This is a genomic window from Microbacterium aoyamense (assembly GCF_023155855.1).
GTDB classification, from domain to species: domain Bacteria; phylum Actinomycetota; class Actinomycetes; order Actinomycetales; family Microbacteriaceae; genus Microbacterium; species Microbacterium aoyamense.
In genome coordinates this window covers 123,968-142,704 of sequence record NZ_JAKNUT010000005.1, presented here as the reverse complement: position 1 = coordinate 142,704, position 18,737 = coordinate 123,968, and the positions used below count along the sequence as shown (strand labels likewise).

The 18,737-nt window shown below is 68.9% G+C and carries 16 protein-coding genes; 3 read left to right on the top strand and 13 right to left on the bottom strand.

Annotated features, from left to right (window positions below; genetic code table 11):
* Nucleotides 1-24: 24 nt before the first annotated feature.
* Genes MA876_RS14055 through MA876_RS14010 form a run of 10 tightly spaced genes read right to left on the bottom strand, consistent with a single transcriptional unit; the run spans nt 25 to nt 11,491 of the window.
* Nucleotides 25-945: an NAD-dependent epimerase/dehydratase family protein gene (locus tag MA876_RS14055; RefSeq protein WP_248150600.1), complete on the bottom strand. Its 921-nt coding sequence runs from the start codon at nt 943-945 to the stop codon at nt 25-27.
* Nucleotides 942-1,952, bottom strand: a complete 1,011-nt coding sequence (locus MA876_RS14050) for a GDP-mannose 4,6-dehydratase (protein ID WP_248150598.1) — start codon at nt 1,950-1,952, stop codon at nt 942-944. Before MA876_RS14050 ends, MA876_RS14055 begins: the two co-directional genes overlap by 4 nt.
* A 52-nt stretch (nt 1,953-2,004) precedes the next feature.
* Entirely contained in the window at nt 2,005-2,946 is a 942-nt protein-coding gene (locus MA876_RS14045; RefSeq protein ID WP_248150596.1) for a UDP-glucuronic acid decarboxylase family protein, read from the bottom strand.
* Between the two features lie 48 nt (nt 2,947-2,994).
* Nucleotides 2,995-3,897, bottom strand: coding sequence for a glycosyltransferase family 2 protein (locus MA876_RS14040; RefSeq protein WP_248150594.1), 903 nt, complete (start codon nt 3,895-3,897; stop codon nt 2,995-2,997).
* A gap of 14 nt (nt 3,898-3,911) precedes the next feature.
* Complete coding sequence (locus MA876_RS14035; RefSeq protein ID WP_248150592.1) at nt 3,912-4,790, bottom strand: glycosyltransferase; 879 nt, start codon at nt 4,788-4,790, stop codon at nt 3,912-3,914.
* On the bottom strand, nt 4,783-6,051 hold the full coding sequence (locus tag MA876_RS14030; RefSeq protein WP_248150590.1) for a lipopolysaccharide biosynthesis protein: 1,269 nt from the start codon (nt 6,049-6,051) through the stop codon (nt 4,783-4,785). The genes MA876_RS14035 and MA876_RS14030 overlap by 8 nt, the downstream gene beginning before the upstream one ends.
* Nucleotides 6,048-7,166 carry a glycosyltransferase family 4 protein gene (locus MA876_RS14025; protein ID WP_248150588.1) on the bottom strand — a complete coding sequence of 373 codons (1,119 nt, stop codon included), beginning with the start codon at nt 7,164-7,166 and terminating at the stop codon, nt 6,048-6,050. Before MA876_RS14025 ends, MA876_RS14030 begins: the two co-directional genes overlap by 4 nt.
* A gap of 2 nt (nt 7,167-7,168) precedes the next feature.
* On the bottom strand, nt 7,169-8,368 hold the full coding sequence (locus tag MA876_RS14020) for a glycosyltransferase family 2 protein (protein WP_248150586.1): 1,200 nt from the start codon (nt 8,366-8,368) through the stop codon (nt 7,169-7,171).
* Complete coding sequence (locus MA876_RS19330) at nt 8,365-9,570, bottom strand: glycosyltransferase family 4 protein (RefSeq protein WP_248150584.1); 1,206 nt, start codon at nt 9,568-9,570, stop codon at nt 8,365-8,367. Before MA876_RS19330 ends, MA876_RS14020 begins: the two co-directional genes overlap by 4 nt.
* A gap of 1 nt (nt 9,571) precedes the next feature.
* Entirely contained in the window at nt 9,572-11,491 is a 1,920-nt protein-coding gene (locus MA876_RS14010) for a DUF6541 family protein (RefSeq protein WP_248150582.1), read from the bottom strand.
* A gap of 168 nt (nt 11,492-11,659) precedes the next feature.
* Between MA876_RS14010 and glf the strand changes: the two genes are divergently transcribed.
* From glf to MA876_RS13995, 3 genes are read left to right on the top strand one after another with little or no spacing between them, the layout of a single operon-like run.
* The gene (gene glf / locus MA876_RS14005) at nt 11,660-12,796 is read left to right on the top strand and encodes a UDP-galactopyranose mutase (RefSeq protein ID WP_248150580.1); all 1,137 of its coding nucleotides are present in this window, start codon (nt 11,660-11,662) and stop codon (nt 12,794-12,796) included.
* A gap of 25 nt (nt 12,797-12,821) precedes the next feature.
* A complete protein-coding gene (locus tag MA876_RS14000; RefSeq protein ID WP_248150578.1) occupies nt 12,822-13,631 on the top strand; it encodes an ABC transporter permease in 810 nt (269 codons plus the stop codon).
* Entirely contained in the window at nt 13,631-14,377 is a 747-nt protein-coding gene (locus MA876_RS13995; protein ID WP_248150576.1) for an ABC transporter ATP-binding protein, read from the top strand. The genes MA876_RS14000 and MA876_RS13995 overlap by 1 nt, the downstream gene beginning before the upstream one ends.
* Nucleotides 14,378-14,402: 25 nt before the next feature.
* On the opposite strand, the gene MA876_RS13990 is transcribed toward MA876_RS13995, so the two are convergent.
* The 3 genes from MA876_RS13990 to MA876_RS13980 all read right to left on the bottom strand — a co-directional run bounded on the left by MA876_RS13990 (nt 14,403) and on the right by MA876_RS13980 (nt 18,734).
* Nucleotides 14,403-15,395, bottom strand: a complete 993-nt coding sequence (locus MA876_RS13990; protein WP_248151128.1) for a glycosyltransferase family 2 protein — start codon at nt 15,393-15,395, stop codon at nt 14,403-14,405.
* Nucleotides 15,396-15,397: 2 nt separating this feature from the next.
* The gene (locus MA876_RS13985) at nt 15,398-17,308 is read right to left on the bottom strand and encodes a glycosyltransferase (protein ID WP_248150574.1); all 1,911 of its coding nucleotides are present in this window, start codon (nt 17,306-17,308) and stop codon (nt 15,398-15,400) included.
* Between the two features lie 115 nt (nt 17,309-17,423).
* Nucleotides 17,424-18,734, bottom strand: a complete 1,311-nt coding sequence (locus tag MA876_RS13980) for a UDP-glucose dehydrogenase family protein (protein ID WP_248150572.1) — start codon at nt 18,732-18,734, stop codon at nt 17,424-17,426.
* Nucleotides 18,735-18,737: the final 3 nt, after the last annotated feature.

The following is an 18,737-nucleotide window of genomic DNA, read 5'->3' as shown; positions in this document are numbered from 1 at the left end:
TCACGGCTGCGGGCCGGGCCGAGATCAGGCACGTGCGGCGAGGAAGTCCTCGATCGACCGACGCCAGCCGATCGTCGGCTGCCAGCCGAACTCGCTGCGAAGCCGTGATGCATCTCCGACGATGCGCGCCGGGTCGTTCGGTCGCAGGCGGGCCGGATCGACCTCGAGCGGGGGAACGTCGCGACCGAGCCCGCGCGCGATCTCCTCCAGGATCTCGCGACCGGAGTGCGCCTCGCCCGACGCGACGTTGTACACGTGGTGGCGATGGTCGTCCGCGAAGGCGAGGAGGAGATACGCCCGCGCGACGTCCCGGACGTCGGTGAAGTCGCGTGCCGCGTCGATGTTGCCCACCTGGACGGCCGTGCCCGACGGCGCGGACTCGATCGCCAGTGCCAGGTCGGGCACGAGGAAGCCCGGCGACTGGCCAGGGCCGATGTGGTTGAACGGGCGTGCGACGACGGTGTCGAGGCCCCGGCGGGCGTAGTAGTCCGCCTGAGTCTCGACGAGGATCTTCGCCACGGCGTACGGCGAGCCCGGCACGAGGGGGTCGTCCTCGGAGACACCGCCCTCGCCGTCGGGCGGCGAGTAGACGGCGCCCGTGGACACCACGACGACCCGCGGCGCAGTGGTCGCGGTGCGCAGCGATTCGCTCATCGTGGTCATGATCGCGCTGTTGACGGTGAGGTACTCCTGCGGACGGTCGAACGACGGACCGACGGCCGCCAGCCCGGCGAGGTGGACGACTGCCGTGGGGCCCTCGGGTGCGGGCCATTCCTCAGCCAGATCCGCCTGGTAGTAGCGCGAGGCGTACGGAGCCAGTTCCGGGCGCGGCGCGTCCTCGCGCGCGATCGCCCACACTTCGGCACCCGCCTCGGCGGCGAGCGCCGCGACGTGTGCGCCGACGAAGCCGTTCGCGCCGGTGACGGCGAGGACGCGACGGCTCACGCGGACGGCAGGCTGAGCTGACGGGACTGGACGGCCAGATCGTGCGCCACCATGAGGCTCACGAGACCCGGGAAGTCGACCTCGCGACGCCAGCCCAACTCGTTCTCGGCCTTCGTCGGGTCGCCCAAGAGGATGTCGACCTCGGCGGGGCGCATGTACGCGGGGTTCTGGACGACGTAGGGCTTCCAGTCGTCGATGCCGATCTCGGCGAACGCGAGGGTCAGGAACTCCTCGATGGAGTGCGTCTCGCCCGTCGCCAGGACGAAGTCGTCGGGGACGTCGTGCTGCAGCATCCGCCACATCCCGTCGACGAAGTCACCCGCGTATCCCCAGTCGCGCTTGGGCCACAGGTCGCCGAGTTCGATGTGCGGCTGAAGGCCGAGCTTGATGCGGGCGACGGCGTGGGTGATCTTGCGCGTGACGAACTCGACGCCGCGGCGCTCGCCTTCGTGGTTGAAGAGGATCCCGCACGAGACGAACATGTCGTAGCTCTCGCGGTAGTTCTTGGCGATCCAGTGGCCGTAGAGCTTCGCGACGCCGTAGGGACTGCGCGGGTGGAACAGCGAGTTCTCGTTGTAGCCGGCACCGGGGCGGTTGTAGTCGAGGCCGCCGAACATCTCGGAGGTGGATGCCTGATAGATGCGGGTCGTCTGAGCTCGGCCCGTGACGCGCACGGCCTCGAGCACGTTCAGGACGCCCTTGGCGGTCACGTCGGCGGTGAGCGTCGGGTTCTTGAACGAGTAGCCGACGTGGCTGATCGCCGCGAGGTTGTAGAGCTCGTGGGGATCCGAGGTCTCGACCGCCCGCACGAGGGAGGTGGGGTCGGTGAGGTCGCCCTCGATGAGGGTGACGTAGGGCATGTCGGTCTCGACCTCGACCCGGCGCGGGTTGTTCTGACCGCGGATGAGGCCGAAGACCTCGTACCCCTTCTCGTGGAGCTGCTCGGCGAGATGCCCGCCGTCCTGCCCCGTGATTCCAGTGATCAGTGCGCGTCGACGTTCCGTCATGAGTTCCTCCAGCACGTTGCTTCGTTCATTCTCTGCCGCCTGATGCGGGATCTCAGGCGGCGAGGACCCCTCGGAAGTACTCGATCGTGCGCTCGAGCCCGGCACGGAGCGCGACGCGGGGTTCCCAGTCCAGGTTCTGCTTCGCCAGGGTGATGTCGGGCTGACGCTGCTTGGGGTCGTCCTGGGGGAGCGGGCGGTGCTCGATCTTCGAGTCGCTCCCCGTCAGCTCCAGGACGGCGGTGGCGAGCTCGAGCATCGTGAACTCGCCGGGGTTGCCGACGTTGATGGGACCCGTCACCGCGTGGTCGGTGTTCATGAGGCGCACCATGCCGTCGACGAGGTCGTCCACGTAGCAGAACGAACGCGTCTGCGAGCCGGTGCCGTAGATCGTGATGGGCTCACCGCGCAGCGCCTGGACGATGAAGTTCGAGACGACCCGGCCGTCGTTCGGGTGCATGCGCGGACCGTAGGTGTTGAAGATCCGGATGACCTTGATCGAGAGGTCGTGCTGCCGGCGGTAATCGAAGAAGAGCGTCTCGGCCGCGCGCTTGCCCTCGTCGTAGCAGGACCGGGGGCCGATCGGGTTGACGTTGCCCCAGTAGTCCTCGGTCTGCGGGTGCACGGAGGGATCGCCGTAGACCTCGGACGTCGAGGCCTGCAGGATCGGTACGCGAAGGCGCTTCGCGAGACCGAGCATGTTGATCGAGCCGACGACGCTCGTCTTCGTGGTCTGCACGGGATCGTGCTGATAGTGCACGGGCGAGGCGGGGCAGGCGAGGTTGTAGATCTGATCGACCTCGACGTAGAGCGGGAAGGTGACGTCGTGGCGGATCAGTTCGAAGCGCGGATTGTCGAACAGGTGCTCCACGTTGCGTCGACTGCCGGTGAAGTAGTTGTCGACGCAGACCACTTCGTTGCCCTCTGCGAGAAGCCGCTCCGAGAGATGCGAGCCGATGAAGCCGGCGCCGCCGGTGATCAGAATCCTGTGTGACACCGAGCAATCATAGCCGAGCGACTCGTTCGCCCCCGTCCTGGCGGGAGGTCAGCGGACAGCCGAGAGCAGCTGCCGATCGCCGAACGTGCGGCCGAGCATCCCTTCGAGGCGTCCCACGAACATCGGCCATCCGTCGGCGAGCGTGATCGGCGCCGCATTTCGCACACCGTACAGCAGGCCCGCGCCCGTGAAGGCCAGCCGCCACCACAGCGGATAGCCGTGCGTCGCCATCGCTCGTCCGGTCCCGCGGCCGTAGGCGCGCATCTTGCGACGGCGCTCCGCCGTCGTCAGCCCGAACGCCGTCGAGATGCCGTCGACGCGCACGTCGTGCGGCAGCCAGACGAAGGCGGCGGCTGCGTTGGGATGCCGCGCCACGACTCGAAGCAGGAGGTCGGTGCCTTCGGCGACCTGCCAGGGGGTCGTGGCTCCCGGTCCGAGGTTCTCGTCGAACCCGCCCACCTCGTCGAACGCCGTGCGGCGCAGGAGGATGCCCATCTCGATCACGGACCAGACGTTCCACCGGTCCAGCGGCGTGCCGGGTGCGGGAAGGACGGTCTTGGCGCCCTTCTCGTCCCAGCAGGAGAACCCGCCGGCGACGAACGCGGGATCCGCGACAGCTGCGCGGAGCGCCGCGATCGTCTCGGCGGGGAACACAGAGGTGTCATTGGGGAAGTTGACGACGAAGTCTCCCGGCGGCAGCGCCGCGACGCCGGCGTTGCGACCGCGGGAGGCGCCTCGGGCCGAGGTCGTGGCGATGACGGGCAGGCCCCGATCCGCGAACTCCTCTGCGAGCAGCTCGACGGCATCCTCCTGCCCCTGCGCGACGAGGACGATGCGATCGCCCTCGGCCATCTGCCCCTCGAGCGAGGTCAGCAGCGCGCGCAGCGGATCGATCCGACCCAGAGTCGTGACCACGAGTCCGAGATTCACCATGTCATTGTCTCCCGTCATCCGTTCCGCGTCTGTCACGCCAGCTCGTCGAACGCGACCCACGCCGGTGAGGGCGCATCGCGTCCGATCCGCCATCCGGCCAGGACGTACTTCGCGCCGCGGATGTCGCCCTTGAGCGCGGTGAGGACCACCTTCAGCAGCAGACGCGCATAGCCGAGGACCCGCGTCGAGCCCCCGTGCAGCCGCAGGAGATGACGGAAGCCTTCACTCGAGTAGGCGAGGATGCGGGAGCCGGCACGGGAGTGCGACGACGAGACGGCGTGCACGAGGCGCGCCGAAGCGACCTCGGTGAAGGAGATCCGGTGCGCCGTGAGCCGTAGCCCGAACTCGACGTCCTCCCAGTACATGAAGAACCGCTCGTCCAAGAGGCCGGCCGACTCGAAGACCGACGGGCGCGCCAGGATGCAGGCCCAGGTCAGGAAGTCGGGCTGCTCGCCCTCGCGAGGTTGGCGCAGACTCCACGTGAACCGATTGAGCATCCCGCCGGCCGAGAAGTGCGCGCCCTCGGGCGTGACGATGCGGGGCCCCACCGCGCCGAGCGACTCATCGTCCACGAGCCTCGCGACGAGCACGTCGAGGTCGGCGGGCGTGAGGGTCGCGTCGTTGTTGATGATGAGGAGCTGGTCGATGTCGGGGTCGTCCAGCAGATCCCGGATGCCGGTGTTGACGCCGACGGCGAAGCCGGTGTTGTGAGCGAGTTCGCGGAATCCGATGCGCGGCTCCGGCTCGAAGGCATCGGCGATCGTGCCGTCGGCCTCGTTGTCGACCACGATGACGCGCGTGATGAGCGGACTCGCGAGCAGGTGCTCGACGCAGGCGACGGTCTGGACGCGGTCGCGCCACGTGAGCACGACCGCGCCGACGCGCGGCGCGGGAGGTACCTGTTCAGGCATGGGGATCTCGATCCTCGGGGGTGATGGAAATGGGGACGGTTTCGGCGACGGCGCGCAGCGCCGATACGCACGGCCGCCACAGCAGGAGCGTCGCGGCGCCTTCGGTGAGCGCATAGCCGATCGCGGCGCCGAGCGGACCGATCAGGATTGCGAGTGCGATCATCACGGGGACGCCGACGGCGGTCGCGACGAGGGTGGCGCGCATGACGACGGCCGTGCGTCCGGCCGGGAACATGACGTGGCGGGTCATCGACGTGCGCAGCGACAGGAAGGCGAAGACGACGCCCATCGCGACCAGGAGGTCGAAGCCCGCTGCCGCTTCGTCGCCGAACATGACCCGGCTCACCCACGGCCCGAACACCGCGAGGACGATCCCACCCAGGACGCCGAAGCCCGCGTGCGCGGCGAGGGCCATCCGCATCCGCCGAGCCCGTGCCGTGGCGGTCACTTCCGCGATCCAGCTCTGCAGGGCGTTGGCGAGGGTGAAGGGGAGGACCGCGCCGAGTTTGAACAGCTTGTCCGCCGAGGCGAACCCGGCGGCCGCGAGCGGCGGCGCGGTGACGTTCACGAGCGGCGCGGGGACGCTCGAGTACGCGCTGAGTGCCGCGTCGTTGAGGGCCACGGGCAGGCCGCGACGGAAGAGGCCGCCGATCGAGGAGCGCGTCGGCCAGGGGCCGGGGTTCCGGCGCAGGAGCCGCAGCGAGAAGATCCCCGTTCCGATGAGAGTGACGGCGATGCCGCTGAGCGGGAAGATCTCCACGATGCCGGTCGCCGCGATCGCGATCGCCGACGCTGCGGCGGCCAGCAGCCGCGGGATCGCGTCGTACACCACGATCGTGCTGGGGCGTCCGACGCCGGCGCTGTACCACGTGAAGGAGAGCGCGATGAGGGCGCCCTGGACGCCCATCAGCACCGTGAGCCATTCGGCCCCGGGGCTCGCGACGAACCAGCAGGCGACCGCGAGCACGGGGAGCGTCGCGGCGGCGATGAGCAGTCGTACGACCAGTGACTCCCGGTAGAGGCGCGCGCGTTCCGCGCCGTCGGCTGCGATGGAGACGAGCGCCGGCCCGATGGCCACCCATCCGTAGCCGACGACGATCGCCGCGAACGTGCCGATCGACTCGCCGGCGATCGCACTCGCCCATCCGCCGGGGCCTGCCGAGCGTGCCACGAGGGGGAGGACGAGCAGCGGCGACACCGCGGCGAGCGCCGGCAGCAGCATGAAGCCCAGCAGGCGGCGGTGCAGGCTCCGATCTCTCATCCCGCTCCCTGCGACGCCGCGCCCGCGAGCACGGATGCGGTGCGTTCCGCGGAGCGTTCCCACGTGAATTGCGAGGACCACGCGAGGCCCTCGGCGCGGCGCTCGTCGCGCATCGGATCGGCGAGCGCGCTTTCGATGGCCTCGGCGAGGATCGAGGGGTCGCGCGCATCCGCGTAGCGCGCCGCGTCGCCGCCGACTTCGCGCAGGACCGGGATGTCATTGGCCAGCATGAGGCAGCCGCGGCGCATCGCATCGACGACGGGCAGCCCGAACCCCTCGGACAATGACGTGCACACGTACAGGTCCGCAGCGCCGTAGAGGGCCTCCAGCTGCGCCGAAGTGACCCACCCCGGAAGGAGCACATCGGCGTCCAGGCCGAGTTCCTTGCGCAGGCCGATGAGCGGGTCCTCGGGTCCGCCGCCGGGGATGACGGTGAGCGGTCTGCGATCTGCCGGCATCCGGGCCACCGCACGCAGCAGGCCCTCGAAGTTCTTGTGCGGCAGCCGGTTCCCCGTGCTCAGGACGAGCGGGCGGTCGAGCTCGTCGATGCCGATCTCGCGCAGCGCCGCTGCGGGGTCTGCGGGAGGCCGCGGGTCGGTCGTGCCGTGCGGGATGACGGTGAGCCGCTCGGGGTCGAGCGCGATGTAGCGGAGGATGTCGTCGCGCGCGGCCTCCGAGCCGGTGATCGCAGCGCGCGAGCCGAGCGCGGTGCGCTCCATGAGCCACGCCGTGAGGCGGGCGACGAAGCCGCGACCCGTGGAGTGGTAGATCACGTCGTGGACCGTCGTCACGCGGGGCGCGCGGCGGCCGATGGGACCGAAGTTGGCGGGGCACCAGATGACGTCCGCACCGACGCGTCGGCGGACGCGCTCCGCCGCGAGGAGTTCACCGGCGGCCCAGGATGTGCGGCCCGAGCCCACCCACGACACCGTCACGACATCGCCGGGGAAGAACGCGCGCACGCTCTCGGCGCCCGCCCGACCGGTCAGGGCGACCAGCCTCGAGCCGGGCGGAAGGAATCGGGGGAGTCGCACGCTGATCTGGCGGGCGTAGGTCTCGGTCCCCCCGCGTCCGCCGGTGTACGACAGCAGATCGATCAGGATCGTGGGTGGCATGCTCACGCCTCGATGACGGCCTCGGCCTTGGTCTCGCGCCGGGGGATCGTGAGGACGCCCGAGAAGACGCTCATCATCATGGTCTGGAAGCCGAGCATGATCGCGAGCGCGCTGGGCACGGCGATGCGCACGGCTTCGGCCGCGTTCTGCTCGCCGAAGTCGAGGTTGCCCCACCGGAAGACCTGGACGATCGCGATCACGATTCCCAGCACGAACAGTCCGAGGCCGATGAGGAGTCCGCGCTCGGCCGTCCATTTCGCGACGATCGAGCGATAGCGCGGGCTCGTGGGCAGGAAGCCTTCCTGCGTGGCGTAGAGCTTCGTGAGCCAGAAGAAGAGGAGCGACTGGTACCCGATGACGCACAGGGCGCTCGCGTAGACCATGGTGGTCACGTCGAAGCCGACGGCGCCGATCTGGATGCCGCCGAACGCGAGGACGCCGACTCCCAGAGCCCCGAGGACGAACGCGAAGATGCCGGGGTAGACGAACAGCCAGCGCGGGGCGAACAGGAACAGGAATCGCAGGTGACGCCAGCCGTCGTGCCAGCTGCGCAGGTGCGGGGGCCGGGACCGGCCGTCCTTCTTGAGCGTCGTCGGCACCTCCTCGATGCGGTAGCGGGCGAGCGACGCCTTGACGACCATCTCCGAGGCGAACTCCATCCCCGTCGTCTGAAGACCCAGTTCGCGGATGCGGGCGGCGTTGAAGCCGCGCAGGCCGCAGTGGAAGTCGCGCACGCCGGGCTTGAAGAACAGCTGGCCGATCGCCGAGAGCACGGGGTTGCCCAGGTACTTGTGGAGGGGCGGCATCGCTCCGGGGGCGATGCCGCCCTGGAAGCGGTTGCCCATGACCAGGTCGGCGCCGGCGCGCAGGCGCTCCACGAACGGCTCGAGGTTCTCGAAGTCGTAGCTGTCATCGGCGTCGGCCATGATGATGTACTTGCCGCGCGCCACCTCGATGCCGTTGATCAGGGCGGCGCCGTAGCCGCGCTGCGGAGCGTGGGACACGCGCGCCCCGAGGCTCGTCGCGATCTCCTGCGAGCCGTCCGTGCTGCCGTTGTCCGAGATGAGGACCTCGCCGACGACGCCCGAGCGGGCCAGGAAGCCCTGGGCCTTCGTGATGCACACGGCGAGTGTCTCGGCCTCGTTGAGGCAGGGCATGAGGATCGTCAGTTCGACGGACTCCTGCGGTTCGGAAGCGTTCACGAGTGTCCTTCTCTCGACCTGCTGCGGCGAGCGGTGTCGCCGGAATCGTTCTGTTCGTCGAGCGCGGCGAGGATGCCCTCGACGGTGCGCTCCACGGTCCGTGTCGTGACCGCCTCGTCGTACCACGCGCGCGTCTTCGCACGCAGAGCGGGGCCGCCGCGGACGGCGCGGACGATGGCGTCCGCGAGGTCGTCGGGGCGCTCGGATGCCGCGATGAAGCCGTTCACGCCCGGCTCGACCAGTTCTGTCGCGGCGTTCTCGTCGTGGTCGACGAGGACGACGGGGGTTCCATGGGCGGACGCTTCGACCACGACCAGACCGTACCCCTCGCGCCGGGAGGGATTGACGAGGCAGGCCGCATGAGCCATCAGCCCGTCGAGCTCCTCCTGCGACACGAAGCCGGGACGCTGGGTCCACTCCTGGCCCGAGACCTCCGCGACGGCACGCAGCACGTCATCGGTCGACGGCCCGCTGCCGAGTACGACCAGCCGGAGGCCGGGGACGCTCTCTCTCGCGCGAGCGACCGCCGCGGGGAGGACCTCGACCTGCTTGTCGGGGATGTGGCGTCCGGCGTACAGCACATAGGGAGGTTCGGCGGCCGAGGCCGTGGCGGCGTGCTCACTGCGGCCTTCGATGAGCCCCGGGCTCACGAGCAGGCGTCCGCGGAGTCCCTCCGCGCGAAGCTGGCGAGCCGTCAGTTGGGAGTGGCAGGTCGCGATCGGTGTCAGTGCGACGGCGAGACGCTGCAGCATCCATGCGATCGTCCCCGTCACCACGCCGGCGTAGCGCACCCACTGGTCTCGTCCCCACACCTCGAGATAGTCGACGACGAGAGGTGTGCCCGACCCTGCGAGCGCGGCGCGCGCGGCGAACACGTTGAGCACCGGAAGCCCGCTTACGAGCACCGCGTCATACGCGCCTCGTCGCCGCGCGAGCCCGCGGAAGAGCGACCATGCGAACGCGAGTGCAGCGGGTGTGCGCCGTACTCCCTCACGGTCGTAGAGGCGGAGTCGTCCGCTGATCGCCGCGATCGTGAACGGCTCGCGAGCGGGCCGCTCCTCCCACTGGACGGCGGTGAGGTAGTCCACGGCCGCGCCGCGGCGCGCGAGGATCTCGGCGTACGACCGGTACAGTCGCTCGCCCCCGCCCGTCGAGTACGGGTAGAGGCAGTCGTAGGCGATCGCCATGCGTCGTCGCGTCACGTCAGCAGCCCTCGATGCGGAAGAGCCGTGCCGAGGGGCCCTCGGAATCGACGAGGACGAGGTGCTCGGAAGGCACGAGGTTGTTGAGTCCCGCCTGGAGCGCGGTCGCGTCACTGGCGAAGACGGCCTGGTCGCCGAAGTCGAGGACGTGTGTGACGCCGATCCGGTCGACGGCGGCGCACACCTCGGGGTCGCTGTCGATGTCGCGCAGGTGCAGGTCGAGGAACGTCTCGTCCTCGTCGCGTGCGACGTAGACGTGCTTCTGCACGACATCCCGCTCGCTCAGCGCGTACGCGAGCGATGTGCCCGTCCAGGGGTTGCCGAGGATCAGGGCGTCGTCGGGCGTGTTCTCGTCGAGGCGGGACAGCAGAGCGGATTCGTCCGTCGACAGGAGCCAGCCGGTCGAGAACTGATAGGACGATCGCCACTGTTCGGCCGTGGCGGTGACGTTCGGACCGAAGCCCACCAGGAAGAGGGCGACCGCGGCGACGGCGCCGATCGCGGTCGCGAAGGAGGAACGCACGCTCCACCGGCGCAGGAGGCCGCGCGCGGCATCCACGATCGTCACCGCACCGAGCGTGGCGAGCGGGATCCCGGCGATCGGCAGGAGCGCGGCCAGCCGGAAGGAGTCGTTATACCAGGGATTCGTGATCGCGTCGCGCCAGAAGGTCCCTGCCGGTACGCCGGAGGCGACGACGAACAGCAGGCCCGCGACGGCGAACGGGATCGCGATGACGATGAGGCGCGGACGGCGGGCGATCGCGACCACCCCGACCAGCAGCAGGACAGCGGTCACGATCGTCACGGGCTTGGCGCCCGGAGAGATGAGGAGCGCTTCCCCGAAGGCCTGCGCGCCGCTCTGCCAGGCCGCCCACTGCGACATCCCCGAGCCGGTGCGCCAGAAGGCCCACAGCAGGGCGCCGACGACGAGCAGGACACCGACCACCGCCGCGTTCACGACCCATACCCGTCGTGACTTCGCCCGCAGGGACTGGTCGAGCAGGATCGCCGCCGTGAGGAAGGACCCGAAGGCGAAGAGCGACAGGAAGGCGTTCGGATGCCCGAGCAGAACGCCCACGGCGATGACGACGAGCAGGACGCCCTGCCGGACGCGGGTGGCGGGAGTCGTCGCGCGAAGGAGCAGGATGACGGCGGCGACGCCGGCCGCGACGATCGAATAGCCCATCGTGTTCGGGTAGAGCACGCCGAAGGACAGCAGCAGGATGGGGAACGCGCCGAACGCCGTCGAGATCGCGGCGGAGGAGAGCAGCGCCGCAGCGCGTTCGCGGAAGAGCGTCGCAGCGAGCGCCATGGCCGACAGCGGCCATACGACGGCGCCCACGGCGAGATTCGTCGCGTTCACCGCGAGCGGGACGCTCACACCCGTCAGCTGCGCCGTCAGGGTCGTGAAGCTGTGCCACGCATTGGGGTAGAAGCCGATGTCGGACGTGCGCCCGATGCCGACCGCGGACGCATCGGCGTTGTCGAGGGCGAAGCGGATCGAGTTGAGGTGGACGATGTTGTCGAAGGTCTGCGAGATGTTCTCGGGGGCGCCGAAGAGGTGGGTGAGCTGGATGAGCAGCACGACCATCGCCAGCAGGAAACCGCCGACGGCGGCCGCGATGCGCCGCGCAGACGGGCGCGGGACGTCTTCTCCACCGACCCAGCGCCGCAGCCCCCACGCGGCGACGGCCGCGATCACGGTGACGACCGCGACGGGGACAGGCGACCAACTCACGCCGACGATCCCGGCGACGTTGGATGAGACCGCGACGATGGCCACCGACACGGCGGGGACGAGGAAGTACGGGGTGAGCGAGCGGGCGCTCCACCCCGCCAGTCGGACGATGAGCCCCGGTACGACGAAGAAGGCGGTGGCGACGAGGAACGGCGGCACAGCGATGAGCCATTCGCCGTTCATGCAGGGTCCCGTCTCTCGCTAGGCAACAGCATGCCATCGTAACCGAGGCACCTGGGGGAATGCCGCGGCGGGGGCGGGCCCGAGAGAGGGCCGCCGGTAGACTGTCGAGGGCGATCGGATCCTCGTACGGGTGGGATCCCGCCCCGATACCTAAGGATCTCGCAGCACATGGATCTCCTCATCGTCGGCTCCGGATTCTTCGGCCTCACGATCGCCGAGCGCGCAGCGTCCGCCGGTCGCAAGGTCGTCGTCATCGACCGCCGTCACCACATCGGCGGCAATGCGTACAGCGAGGACGAGCCCGAGACGGGCATCGAGGTCCACCGCTACGGGGCCCACCTCTTCCACACGTCCAACCCGACGGTGTGGGAGTACGTCAACCGCTTCACGACCTTCACGGACTACGTCCACCGCGTGTACACGAACCACAAGGGAGTCGTGTTCCCGCTGCCGATCAACCTCGGCACGATCAACCAGTTCTTCCAGAGCGCCTACTCGCCCGACGAAGCCCGTGCCCTCGTGCACGAGCTCGCCGGCGAGTTCGACCCCAAGACGGCGCAGAACCTCGAGGAGCGCGGGATCGGGCTCATCGGGCGCCCGCTCTACGAGGCGTTCATCCGCGACTACACGGGCAAGCAGTGGCAGACGGATCCGAAGGACCTCCCGGCCGAGATCATCAGCCGCCTGCCCGTGCGCTACACGTACGACAACCGCTACTTCAACGACACGTGGGAGGGCCTGCCCACCGACGGCTACACCGCGTGGATCGAACGGATGGCCGACCACCCGAACATCGAGGTCAGGCTCTCGACCGACTTCTTCGACGAGTCGCAGCCCTTCAACAAGACGGCGACCGTCGGGCAGGTGCCGATCGTCTACACCGGCCCCGTGGACCGCTACTTCGACTACGCAGAGGGAGCCCTCAGCTGGCGCACGATCGACCTCGAGCAGGAGGTCCTGCCGGTCGGCGACTTCCAGGGCACGTCGGTCATGAACTACGCAGACGCGGACGTCCCGTACACGCGCATCCACGAGTTCCGTCACTTCCACCCCGAGCGCGAAGACCGCTACCCGAAGGACAAGACGGTCATCATGCGCGAGTTCTCGCGCTTCGCGGACCGCGACGACGAGCCGTACTACCCGATCAACACCGCCGAGGACCGCAACGGTCTGCTCGCGTACCGCGAGCTCGGCAAGGGCGAGAAGGACGTCCACTTCGGCGGTCGCCTCGGCACGTACCAGTACCTCGACATGCACATGGCGATCGGCTCGGCGCTGTCGATGTGGAACAACCAGCTCGCCTGAGCACCGCGACCCTAGACTCGACCTCGTGACCACAGCCACCGTCGGCGCGCCGGGCTCCCCGCAGCGCTACCTCCACTCGCTGTGGCTGCTCTCGGCACGCGATCTGCGGGTGCGCTATGCGACGAGCGCGCTGGGGTACCTGTGGTCGATCCTCGACCCGCTCGTCATGAGCCTCATCTACTGGTTCGTCTTCACGCAGGTGTTCCAGCGCACGGTGGGTCACGAACCGTACATCGTGTTCCTCATCACCGCGCTGCTGCCGTGGGTGTGGTTCAACGCCTGCGTGTCGGACTTCACGAGAGCGTTCAACAAGGATGCCCGGCTCGTGCGCTCGACGGCGATCCCGCGGTCGATCTGGGTCAATCGCATCGTGCTGAGCAAGGGGATCGAGTTCCTCTGCTCCCTGCCCGTGCTCGCCGGCTTCGTCCTCGTCGCGGTGTTCACGAGCTCGACTCCCGTCACGATCGGCTGGGGGTTGCTCCTGTTCCCCGTCGCACTCCTGCTGCAGACGATCCTGCTCGTCGGGCTGGGCCTGCTCGTCGCGCCCCTGTGCGTCCTGTACTCCGACCTCGAGCGCACGACGAAGCTCATCCTCCGAGTGCTCTTCTACGCGTCGCCCATCATCTACTCGGTCTCGGATCTGCCGAGCTGGGCCGAGCCGATCGCCGCCTTCAACCCGCTGTCGGGCATCTTCACCCTCTACCGCGTCGGGTTCTTCCCCGAGGTGTGGGACACCCCGAGCGTCGTGATCGGTGCCGTCATGAGCATCCTCTTCCTCGTCGCCGGCGTCCTCGTCTTCCGCAGGCTCGAGCGCCCCGTGCTGAAGGAGCTGTGATGACTGCGGGTGACCTGGCGATCGAGGTGCGCGATCTCGGCGTGCGGTTCCGCCGCAACCGGCGCGGGCGACGCAGCATCAAGGACCTCTTCGCGGACTCGTCGCGCCGCAGTCGTCCGGGGGAGTTCTGGCCCCTGCGCGACGTGACGTTCGACGTGCGACCCGGCGAGTCGATCGGCGTCGTCGGCCGCAACGGCCAGGGCAAGTCGACGCTCCTCAAGCTCGTGGCCGGGGTGCTGCTCTCCGACGAGGGCTCCGTCACGGTGCACGGGGGCGTCGCTCCGCTCATCGAGATCACCGGCGGATTCGTGGGCGACCTCACGGTGCGCGAGAACGTCCGCCTCACATCGGGACTGCACGGGATGCCGAAGGCCGAGGTCGCTCGCCGGTTCGACGGCATCATCGCCTTCGCCGAGCTCGAGGACTTCGTCGACACGCCCTACAAGCACCTCTCCAACGGCATGAAGGTGCGCCTGGCGTTCTCGGTCGTGTCGCAGCTCGAGGAGCCGATCCTGCTCGTCGACGAAGTCCTCGCCGTCGGCGACAAGGCCTTCCGCGAGAAGTGCTACACCCGCATCGACGAGCTCCTCGCCGAAGGGCGGACGCTCTTCTTCGTCTCGCACAGCGAACGCGACCTGCGTCGGTTCTGCACGCGCGGCCTGTACCTCGACAAGGGACGCCTGCAGATGGACGCCCCCATCGGCGAGGTCCTGGACCGCTACAACGCCGACTACAACGGCGGCTGACCGCGTTCCGTCTCGCTGGGCTCGCTCAACGACCGGGCGCAGACTCCGCGAGCGGCGCCATCGGCCGCCACGAGGCATCCCGCGCGATCTTGCCTCCGTCACGGAGACCGCGGAAGAGGTTCGACGTGCCGCGCACCTTGCGCTCGACGAAGAGCAGCCGGATGAGCTCCTTCACGAACGTCAGCGACGTGCCGATGCCGAACAGCACGGGGTTGTAGACGCCCAGCGAGCGGTAGTACTGCTTGATGTGCGCGCGGTTGCGCATGATGTAGTACCGGTAGGCGTCGCTCGAGGCGTTCATGTGGCGGATGCCCATGTCCCACTGCTTGATCTCGCGGGTGCGACGCAGCACGAACTCGTCGACGATGACCGACGTCGTCTTGCGCGACGCGAGCCAGCCGTAGGTCTGGTCGTCCCAGTAGATGAAGAACCGGGGGTCGGGCAGGCCGATCTGGGTCACGATGTCGCGGTGGATGAACATGCCCTCGAAGCATCCCGAGTTCATCTCTTTGAAGCCGGTGGAGTCGAAACCCGACGGGGCGAAGGGGATGGGGATGCCGAGGGGCTCGGCGATCCGGTACTGCCAGTAGAACTCGCTGCCGTCGAAGTCGTAGCGCCGGCCCTGGATGCTCTTGAAGCGCGGAGCCCACTTGCCCATCTTGGCGAGGCCGTCGGGCATCACCTCGACGTCGTCGTCCATGAGCCAGATCCAGTCCGAGCCGAGGTCGTACGCGACGCGCATGCCCTCGCTGAAGCCGCCCGAGCCGCCCGTGTTGGTCTCCAGCCGGCGGTAGACCAGCTCGGTTCCCACCCGATCGCGGAATGAATCGACGACAGCGGTCGTGTCATCCGTCGACGCGTTGTCGACGATGACGACATGGCCGGGCTTGGGATCCATCTTCTCGATGCTCTCGAGGAGTCTCGTCAAGAGTCCCGACCGATTGAAGGTCACGACGGCGATCGTCGCGGTGCCCGGTTCGAAGGGGACTGCCGTGGAGGTGGTCTCGGGCGCGGCCATCGTCACTTCGACTCCTCGAACGTCGTCTGCCACGCCTCGAGCGACACCAGGTCGGGCAGCGCCCTGCGGTACTGCTGCGACAGCCGCGGCCATTCGCGCTTCAGGCGGCGGTGCAGGCGCACGGTGTCCAGCAGCATCCTTCGATACTTCGCCCGGTCGCGCGTGTAGATGTTCTTGCCCGAGCCGTCTGCTGCGCTCACCAGAGCGCTGTCGTACAGCGGCAGACGCCACCAATGCGCGTCGTTCTTGCCGAACTCGACCTCGGGGTGCGCGACGTTCTCGGGTCGGGGCTTGTGCAGCCAGTGGGCGACGAGCGTCGTGGCGGTGAAGAGGCGCAGCCGCAGCCCTTGTGGGCTGTCGAAGTCGTGCATCTTGCGCTGCTTGAAGACCTGGCGCCCGCGACGAGACCGCAGCGGCACCCCGGAATCCTTGTGCACGACGGTCTCGGGGAACTGCTTCTGCAGAGCCCGCGCGGCAGGCATCGCGGTCGCGAGGTTGCGGCGCATGTGGTCGGGTCCCGAGAGCACGTCCTGCAGCGCGCGGTGCCGCAGCGCGACGGGGTAGTACTGCATCATCATCAGGTGCTTGAGGTCGACGCGTCGGCTGTGCCGCAGCAGTGTGCCTCCGCCCGCGTGCTCCGAGTGCAGCAGGCCCGCCACGATGCGGTTGCGGGCATGGAAGTACGCCTGCCAGTCGATCGTGTCGTCCTTGCCCACCCAGGACACGTGCCAGAGCGCGACGCCCGGCATCGAGACGGTGGGGACGCCCGCTGTGCGCGCTCGCAGACTGTACTCCGCGTCATCCCACTTGATGAACGCCGGCAGCGAGAGTCCGACGGCGCGGATCGCCTCGACAGGGATGAGGCACATCCACCAGCCGTTGTAGTCGGCGTCGAGTCGCATGTGGAGCATCTTGGTCTGGCGCAGGTTCGAGGCGCTGAAGTCGTGAGGCAGCTTCTCCTGGTACAGCGTGCGCCACATGAACGGCACGTCGTCGACGACTTCGGCCCAGCCGTGGAGCTTCGGGCGATCCAACAGATCGAACATGTGCGCGCCGACGATCGTGGGAACCGAGGCGTACCGGCCGAAGACGATCGACCGCCGGATCGACTCGGGCTCGATGCGCACGTCGTCGTCGAGCAGCTGCACGAAACCGCTCTCGGGCCGCTCGAGCGTCTCGGCCATCGCCCGGGCGAAACCGCCAGAGCCGCCGAGGTTCGGCTGGGTGATGATCTGGAGCGTCTCGCCGAGCTGCTGCGCCACTTCGGGGAAGAGCTCTTCGGCGTCTACGCGCTTGTCGCCCTGGTCGACGATGAAGATGCGGTCGAGCAGTTCGAGGACCTCGGGAGCATCCGCGAGGTTCTTGAGCGTCCACACGCAGTAGTCGGGCTTGTTGTACGTCGTGATGCCGATGGATGCCTTGCCTTCGCGCACGGGCGCCTGCTCGGTCGTCCACTCGGCGCCTTCGAAGGTGGCGTTCTTCTCGTCGGCGACGATGTCGAACCAGATCCACCCGCCGTCGCTGTACTGATCGAGCACGACGTCGAAACGGCTCTCGGTCGAACCGTCCACTTCGCGGGTCTCGAGTCGCTGGCGCACGCCGTTGCCGTTCGAGCGGTAGACGAGGATCGTCGCGGGGCCTTCGGTCCGCACGGTGAGCCGGACGTCCCGCACCGGCGTCCAGTGCTGCCAGTAGGACGCGGGGAAGGCGTTGAAGTAGGTGCCGAAGGACACGCGGCGTCCTGCGACGATGCGCGCGCGGTGGCGGTCGAGGATGTTGCCCAGTTGCGCCCGGCTCGACACCCGCACGGGCTCCTCGTCGATGACGGACCAGGTCTCGGGGTCGACGTACAGGGGGAGCAGGTCGGGGTCTCGATCGAGGGGGAAGACGACGTTCTGCAGGACGTGGGTCACGTGTGGATTCTCCGGAGGTCTGACGGCGGGCGCGATGCGTCGGGCCGCAGGGAATCCTACCGTGCGCTCGTCGGCGAATCCTGGGTGCCGCGGCGGGGCATCCGGGCAGGCGTCGTCAGCGCCGGCCCATCCCGTAGTACTCCCAGCCCGCGGCGCGCCACGCGGGTGCGTCGAGGGCATTGCGGCCGTCGACGACGAGACGTCGCTCCACCAGCGCGGCGGCGTGATCGGGGCTGAGTTCGCGTCGGTACTCGTCCCACTCGGTCACGAGCACGACGGCCTCGGCGCCGCGGAGCGCCTCGTCACGATCGGCGACGTAGTTCAGGGTCGGGTGCGTGCGCTCGGCGTTCGCGAGGGCTTCGGGATCGGTGACGGTCACGATCGCGCCGAGGTCCTGGAGCCTGACGGCGATGTCGAGCGCGGGGGAGTCACGGATATCGTCGCTGTGCGGCTTGAACGCCGCCCCGAGCATCGTCACGCGCGCACCCGTGATCGCGTCGCCCAGTGCGTCGGCGACGAGCGACACCGCGCGGTCACGGCGACGCAGGTTGATCGCGTCGACTTCGCGGAGGAACGCGACCGACTCGCCGCGCCCGAGCTCCTCGGCACGCGCCGTGAAGGCGCGGATGTCCTTCGGCAGGCACCCGCCACCGAAACCCACACCCGCTCCGAGGAACCGGCGGCCGATCCGCTCATCGTGCCCGATCGCATCGGCGAGCTGCAGGACGTCGGCGCCGGTCGCTTCGGCGATCTCGGCCATCGCGTTGATGAACGAGATCTTCGTGGCGAGGAAGGCGTTCGCGGCGACCTTGACGAGCTCCGCCGTCGCGAAGTCGGTCACGATGACGGCGGTGCCCTTCGCAACCGAGGGGTGGTAGACGGACCGCAGGATGTCGGCTGCCGGGGCGTTCTCGTCGCCGTCCTGCACGCCGATGACGATGCGATCGGGATCGATCGTGTCGTGCACCGCGAAGCCCTCGCGGAGGAACTCGGGATTCCACGTGAGAGTCGCGCCCGTGGCTTCGACATCCGCGGCGAGGCTCTCGGCGGTGCCGACGGGGACGGTCGACTTGCCGACGACGATGTCGCCGCTGCGCAGGTGCGGGATGATCGCGGCGAACGCTGCGCGGACGGCGGTGAGGTCGGCCGCGTTGCTCCCGGCCTGCTGTGGGGTCCCGACGGCGATGAAGTGCACGTCGGCACCGCGGGCCTGAGCGATGTCGTCGGTGAAGGCCAGGGTGCCGGCGGCGAGTCCCGACGAGATGAGCTCGGGCAGACCCGGCTCGAAGAACGGAGCCTTGCCCGACGCCAGCAGCGCGATCTTGTGCGGGTCGACATCGATTCCGATCACATCGTGGCCGATGGATGCCATGGCGGCGGCGTGCACGGCGCCGAGGTAGCCGCAGCCGATCACGGAGAGGCGCATGCG